Origin of the sequence: Streptomyces sp. PA03-6a, from assembly GCF_033792765.1 — a bacterium.
GTDB lineage: Bacteria > Actinomycetota > Actinomycetes > Streptomycetales > Streptomycetaceae > Actinacidiphila.
Genome location: NZ_JARAVK010000361.1, coordinates 1 through 7,056 on the forward strand (window position 1 = coordinate 1; position 7,056 = coordinate 7,056).

Sequence of the window (7,056 nt, forward strand, 5' to 3'; positions counted from 1 at the left end):
GCCCCGCACGCGCCTCCGCTGCCGCGCCCCGGCGTCGCAGCGGACGGCGGCTGGGCGCTCCCCGCGGACGCCACGGGCCAGTGGACGCTGCCCCTCACCCCGGACGGCGCCGCCGGCGAGTCCGGTGAGTACGGCTTCCCGCCCGTCTCCGCCCCCGCGCCGGACGGCGCCGCCGAGGAGTTCCGGTCCGAGCCCGCCCCCGGCGAGGACACCGCGCACCCGCAGGAGCCCGCGGCCGACCTCGGCGCGGACCTCGCCGCCGAAGAGCCCCCGGCGGGGGAGGAGGCGGCCGAGGAGCCCGGCGACGGGCCCGACGCCGACGCGCACAGCGAGCACCCGGTGGACTCCTACGTCCTCAACGTCAACGGCACCGACCGGCCCGTCACCGACGCCTGGCTCGGCGAGTCCCTGCTGTACGTGCTGCGCGAGCGCCTCGGCCTCGCCGGTGCCAAGGACGGCTGCGAGCAGGGCGAGTGCGGCGCGTGCTCGGTCAAGGTCGACGGCCGCCTCGTCGCCTCCTGCCTCGTGCCCGCCGCGACCGCCGCGGGCAGCGACATCCGCACCGTCGAGGGGCTGTCCGCCGACGGCGGGCCCTCGGACGTCCAGCGCGCGCTGGCCGAGTGCGGGGCCGTGCAGTGCGGTTTCTGCATCCCCGGCATGGCGATGACCGTGCACGACCTGCTCGAGGGCAACCACAGCCCGACCGAGCTGGAGACCCGGCAGGCCATCAGCGGCAACCTCTGCCGCTGCTCCGGGTACCAGGGCGTCCTGGAGGCCGTGCGCCAGGTCGTGGCCGAGCGCGAAGAGACCGCGGAGGGCGCCGCGGACGACACCGCCGGCGACCCGGCCGACGGCATCCGCGTCCCGCACCCGCGCCCCTCCTCCGGAGGCCCGGCGTGAGCACCCCGGACCTCCTGAACCGGCACCACCTCCCCCCTCGCGGCAGCGAAAGGTACGCGCGATGACGGGCCCCGACGCCGCGACGGCCACCCCGGCCGTGGGCACCCCCGCGACGGTCGCGACCGGCGCCGCCGAACAGCAGTCCCCACCGCAGGGCATCGGCGCGTCCCTGCCCGCCACCGACGGGATGGCCAAGGCCCAGGGGACGTACCCCTACGCCGCCGACCTGTGGGCCGAGGGCCTGCTGTGGGCGGCCGTGCTGCGCTCCCCGCACCCGCACGCCCGCATCCTGTCCATCGACACCTCCGAGGCCGTCGCGCTGCCCGGCGTACGGGCCGTGGTGACCCACGAGGACGTCCCCGGCGACGCGATGCACGGCCGGCGGGTCGCCGACCGTCCGGTCTTCGCCAAGGACACCGTCCGGCACCACGGCGAGGCCATCGCCGCCGTGGCCGCCGACCACCCCGACACCGCCCGGCTGGCCGCCGCCGCCATCCAGGTCGAGTACGAGGTCCTGGAGCCCGTCATCGACCCCGAGCGGGCCTTCTCGGCGCCCCCGCTGCACCCCGACGGCAATCTGATCCGGCACATCCCGCTGCAGTTCGGCGACCCGGACGCCGTCGGCGAGGTCGTCGTCGAGGGCCTGTACCGGGTCGGCCGCCAGGACCCGGCCCCGGTCGGCGCCGAGGCCGGACTCGCCGTGCCCCGCCCCGACGGCGGCGTCGAGCTGTACGTCGCCTCCACCGACCCGCACACCGACCGCGACCTGGCCGCCGCCTGCTTCGGCCTGGAGCAGGACCGCGTCAAGGTCGTCGTCACCGGCGTGCCCGGTGCGATGGGCGACCGCGAGGACTCCGGTGTGCAGATCCCGCTCGGGCTGCTGGCGCTGAAGACCGGCTGCCCGGTGAAGTTCGTGGCCACCCGCGAGGAGTCCTTCCTCAGCCACAGCCACCGCCACCCCACGCTGCTGCGCTACCGCCACCACGCGGACGCCGAGGGACGGCTGGTCAAGGTCGAGGCCCAGGTGCTGCTGGACGCCGGCGCGTACGCCGACACCTCCGCCGACGCCCTGGCCGCGGCCGTCGCCTTCGCCGCCGGCCCCTACGTCGTGCCGCACGTCTTCGTCGAGGGCTGGGCGGTGCGCACCAACAACCCGCCCTCGGGCCACGTCCGGGGCGAGGGGGCGATGCAGGTCTGCGCGGCCTACGAGGGCCAGATGGACAAGCTCGCCGCCAAACTCGGCCTGGACCCGGCCGAGATCCGCATGCGCAACGTCATGGCCACCGGCGACCTGCTGCCCACCGGCCAGACGGTCACCTGCCCGGCGCCCGTCGGCGAACTGCTCAAGGCCGTGCGCGACACCGACCTGCCGCCGCTGCCCATGGACGACGACGAGTCCGAATGGCTGCTCCCCGGCGGCCTGGAGGGCGCCGGCGAGCCGGGCGCGGTGCGCCGCGGCGTGGGCTACGCGCTCGGCATGGTCCACATGCTCGGCGCCGAGGGCACCGACGAGGTCTCCACCGCCACCGTGCGCGTCCACGACGGCGCCGCCACCGTCATCTGCGCCGCCGTCGACACCGGCCAGGGCTTCGCCACCCTCGCCCGGCAGATCGTGCAGGAGGTGCTCGGCGTCGAGGACGTCCGCGTCCTGCCGTCCGACACCGACCAGCCCCCGGCCGGCGCCGCCGCGCGCGGCCGCCACACCTGGGTCTCCGGCGGCGCCGTCGAACGCGCCGCCAAGATGGTGCGCACCCAGCTGCTGCAGCCGCTCGCCGGGAAGTTCGGCATGTCGGCGGAGCTGCTCTCCATCGCCGACGGCAAGATCACCTCGTACGACGGGGTGCTCTCCACCACCGTCGAGGAGGAGCTGGCCGGCAAGGAGCTGTGGGCCACCGCCCAGTGCCGCCCGCACCCCACCGAGGGGCTCGACGACACCGGCCAGGGCGACGCCTTCGTGGGCCTCGCCTTCTGCGCCGTGCGTGCCGTGGTCGACGTCGACATCGAACTCGGCGCGATCCGGGTCGTGGAGATGGCCGTCGCCCAGGACGTCGGCCGGATCCTCAACCCCGCGCAGCTGTTGGCCCGCATCGAGGCCGGGGTCACCCAGGGCGTCGGCATGGCCCTCATGGAGGACCTCCGCGCGCCGCGCGGCGTCATCAAGCGGCCCAGCCTGACCGGCTATTCGCTGCCCACGGCGCTCGACGCGCCCGCGATCCGCGTGGTCCGGCTCGTCGAGGAACGCGACGTGCTCGCCCCCTTCGGCGCCAAGGCCGCCAGTGCGGTCCCCGTCGTCGTCTCCCCGGCCGCCGTCGCCTCAGCCGTCCGCGCGGCCACCGGCCGCCCGGTCAGCCGGCTGCCCATCCGCCCCCAGCACGCGGTGGCCCGCCCCCTGGGCTGACGCCCCGCCATCCACGATCAAGGGCCCGGTCCGTGCGGACCGGGCCCTTCATGTGGAGGTCGTGGCCGTTCTCGGAGCGGGGTGTGCAGTGGCTCGTGGACGAGTGCGAACCACGGTGTGGGCAAAGTGCCCCGGCCACGCGAGCGACAGCTCACGACACGCTAATTTGGGGCACCCCCAAGGCAGAGGAGAGCCCCGTGGGCAAGGTGGTCATGTACAGCTCGGTGTCGGTGGACGGCTTCGTCGCGGACGAGAACGACCGGCCCGGACCGCTGTTCGACTGGCTGTCCAGCGGTGACGTCCCGTTGGACGAGAGCGGCGTGCTGAAGGTGTCGCAGACGTCCTACGACTACACCCGGCCGTACTGGGACCGGATCGGAGTCACGATCGTCGGCCGCCACGTCTTCGACCTGACGGACGGCTGGGACGGGAAGCCGCCGGGCGGGATCGACCACGTGGTCGTCGTGACGCACCGGCCGGCGCCCGAGGGCTGGGACCCCGAGGCACCGTTTCACTTCGTCGACGGCGTCGGGGCAGCCGTGGCCAAGGCGCAGGAGCTTGCGGGTGACCGCATGGTCGAGGTCGCCGCCGGCGACGTCGGTGGCCAGGTGCTTGCCGCGGGCCTGATCGACGAGGTGCGCATGGACGTCGTACCCGTCGTGTTCGGGTCCGGCAAGCGCTACTTCGGGTCGGTCCACGCGCAGCACCTGTTGGAGGATCCTGACGTGGCGATCCAGGGCAACCGGGTGCTTCACCTGCGCTATCGGGTGCGCCGTTGACCGTTTCCTTTCCCTGGTCAAGGCAGAAGAGGCCGTGGCGGGAATCGAACCCACGTAACTCGATTTGCAGGTTTGCCTGGAGTGGTGAGGACTTCCGCCATGGCGGTTCGGGTGGGTTCACGCCGGTCCAATGAGTGGTTCCGCTCACTCCTTGCGGACGCGTGTGAACTCCGGTGCACGCCCGTGAATGAGACGGAAACTGAGACGGACCCGTGAGGCGCATGGGGGCGGGACTTATCCCTGGTGCTCACCTTCGGGGCGTCACTTACGAGTGTCTGAGTACTCGTGGTGCTGGGCTCTCGTGTCTGGCACGGTGTAACGGAGGTCTCGGGGGTGTGGGTATGGCGCGTCGGCGTGGTGCACGGGTGGGGTCGGGGGTGGCGGGTGCTGCCGCGTTGGTGACGGCGGTGCTGGGGCCGGTAACCAACTATGCGAGTGCGGCGGTGCCGGGGTGGGCTTCGCATGCGTGGGTGGTGTGGCCGGTGTTCGGGGTGCTAGTGGTCGTCAGCGTTGGGTTGCTGCTTTGGGGGCGGCGCCTGGACGGCGGGGCGTCTTCGGTGCGGCTGACGCCGGTGGACGGGTTGGCCGGGTTCCGGCACGGCTCGCTGCGGCGCCAGCATGTGGAACAGGTGCGCGGCCGCGAAGCGGAGTTGGCTTTCCTGACGGGGATGCTGCGTCGGATGCCGGGCAGGTTTGTCGTGGTGTGTGGGGCCGGGGGGCTCGGCAAGACGACGCTGGCTGCGCAGCTCGCGGCCCTGGCCGAGGAAGACGGCTGGTCGGTGTTCTGGGTGCGGTGGCGCAACGGCGTGGACCTGGCGCAGCAATTGACACAGGTGGCGGTGGCGTGTGGGCTTCCGGAGGTGGATCTGGAGTCGGCTCGGGCCGGGCAGGAGAACTTGCCGGATGCGGTCTGGCGGCAGCTGGAGTCCTCGCGGCGGTGGTTGGTGGTGCTCGACAACGTCGACGAGCCGCAGGCGGTCGGCCCCGGCGATGAGTCGGTGGCGCACTACCGGGGATGGATCCGCCCGCACGGTGGCGGTCTGCTGCTGGTGACCAGCCGGGACACCAGCACGCGGACCTGGGGACCGCTCGCAGAGCTGCTGCGGTTGGAGCCGCTGGCCGTTCCGGACGCGGGCCAAGTCCTGCTGGATGCGGCACCGCGGGCCGGCACTCCGGAGCAGGCCCGGGAGCTGGCGGGCCGCCTGGGTGGGTTTCCGCTGGCCCTGCACGCGGCTGGTTCCTACCTCTCCACGGCCACCAGCCGCTACCGAACTTTCGACCAATACCGCCAGGCCCTGGACGCTGAGCTGCCCACGCTCCTGGGCGCGCAGCACCCCGATGCTTCTGATCCGGACGTCGCTCGCACTGTGGTGCGTCATACCTGGGAGGTGTCTCTCGACCAGCTCACGGCGGAGGGCAACCTGCTGGCCCGCCCACTGTTGAGGGTGCTGTCCCTGCTGGCCCCGGCACCCGTCCCGCTGTCTCTGCTGACCCCTGGCTTGCTGACGGCCGTGACAGGTGAGGCGGTCACTGTTGTCGGCCTGGAGGCGGCACTTGCCGGTCTGCACCGCTATGGCCTTCTTGGTCTGCCCGAACCCACCACCGCACTGGAGGTAGCACAGGAGGACAGTTCCCAGGTGGTGCTGCATCCCCTGGTCCGGGAAATCAGCGCCCTCGCGCTCACCTCTGAGACCACCGAACCCGCCCGGTGGCACCGAGCCCTGACCGACCGGCTGACCGAAGCCGTCCACGACGTTGCGGGAGCCAGGCGCCCCGGCTGGCCCACCGCTCGCCTCCTGGCCCCACACCTGCCGCTCCTGCTAGAAGCCAGTGCCCCAGAGACGCTTACCGACGCCCGCGACACAGTTACAACTCTTGCCGACGTACTCAACGACGCTGGCGCCTACGCACCCACGCACGCTCTACATCAACAACTCCTAGACACACACCGCCGCCTTCTGGGCCCCGACCACCCCGACACCTTGGGCTGCCGCAACGACCTAGCGCTTGCCCTGCGCGGGATGGGTGAGTATGCGCAGGCGGTCGACCTGCACCGGCAGATCCTTGAGGACTGCACACGGATCCTGGGCCCCGACCACCTCGACACCCTGAGCTGCCGCAACAATCTCGCCTGGGCCTTGCAGGGGATGCGTGAGTATGCGCAGGCGGCCGACCTGGACCGGCAGACCCTTGAGGACCGCACACGGATCTTGGGCCCCGATCACCCCGACACCCTGGGCACCCGCAACAACCTGGCTGGCGCTCTGTTCGGGATGGGTGAGTATGCGGAGGCAGTCCACCTGCACCGGCGGATCCTTGAGGACCGCACACGGATCTTGGGCCTCGATCACCCCGACACCTTGACCAGCCGCAACAACCTCGCTCTTGCTCGGGCCGGGATGGGTGAGTACGCGCAGGCGGCCGACCTCGACCGGCAGACCCTTGAGGACCGCACACGGGTCCTGGGCCCCGATCACCCCGACACCCTGAGTACCCGCAACAACCTCGCCCTCGCCCTGTACGCGATGCGTGAATATACGGAGGCGGTCGACCTGCACCGGCGGACCCTTGAGGACAGCACACGGATCTTGGGCCCCCTCCACCCCGACACCCTGGGCTGCCGCAGCAACCTAGCCCTTGCCCTGGTCAGGATGGGTGAGTACGCGCAGGCGGTCCAGCTGGACCGGCAGACCCTTGAGGACCGCACACGGGTCCTGGGCCCGGACCACCCCGACACCCTGAGCAGCCGCAACAACCTAGCCCTTGCCCTGGGCAGGATGCGTGAGTACACGCAGGCGGTCCAACTGCACCGGCGGACCCTTGAGGACCGCACACGGATCCTGGGCCCAGACCACCCCGACACCCTCCGCAGCCGCAACCTGAAGCTTCCCCTCGATGTTGGACACCTGGAGACTGGGACGTGAGGTTCCAGAGGAAGTAGTGGCCAGGTGGGAAGTAAGAGCAACCGCAGCAGGCGGT

4 protein-coding genes are annotated in these 7,056 nt (G+C 72.1%); all 4 read left to right on the forward strand.

The genetic code is table 11. From position 1 onward, the window contains the following. Positions 1-900, forward strand: a 900-nt coding sequence (locus PV350_RS42910; protein ID WP_500338813.1) for a (2Fe-2S)-binding protein, incomplete at its 5' end; no start/stop codon positions are given. Positions 901-961: 61 nt separating this feature from the next. After that, positions 962-3,298 carry a xanthine dehydrogenase family protein molybdopterin-binding subunit gene (locus PV350_RS42915; protein ID WP_499512109.1) on the forward strand — a complete coding sequence of 779 codons (2,337 nt, stop codon included), beginning with the start codon at positions 962-964 and terminating at the stop codon, positions 3,296-3,298. A 197-nt stretch (positions 3,299-3,495) separates the two neighbouring features. Continuing rightward, complete coding sequence (locus tag PV350_RS42920) at positions 3,496-4,077, forward strand: dihydrofolate reductase family protein (protein WP_500338815.1); 582 nt, start codon at positions 3,496-3,498, stop codon at positions 4,075-4,077. 398 nt (positions 4,078-4,475) lie between these two features. Beyond that, a complete protein-coding gene (gene fxsT / locus PV350_RS42925; RefSeq protein ID WP_500338817.1) occupies positions 4,476-7,001 on the forward strand; it encodes an FxSxx-COOH system tetratricopeptide repeat protein in 2,526 nt (841 codons plus the stop codon). Positions 7,002-7,056: the final 55 nt, after the last annotated feature.

Excerpts from the sequence above, each read along its gene's own strand:
- PV350_RS42915 (WP_499512109.1), top strand. The coding sequence starts at position 962 with ATGACGGGCCCCGACGCCGCGACGGCCACCCCGGCCGTGGGCACCCCC.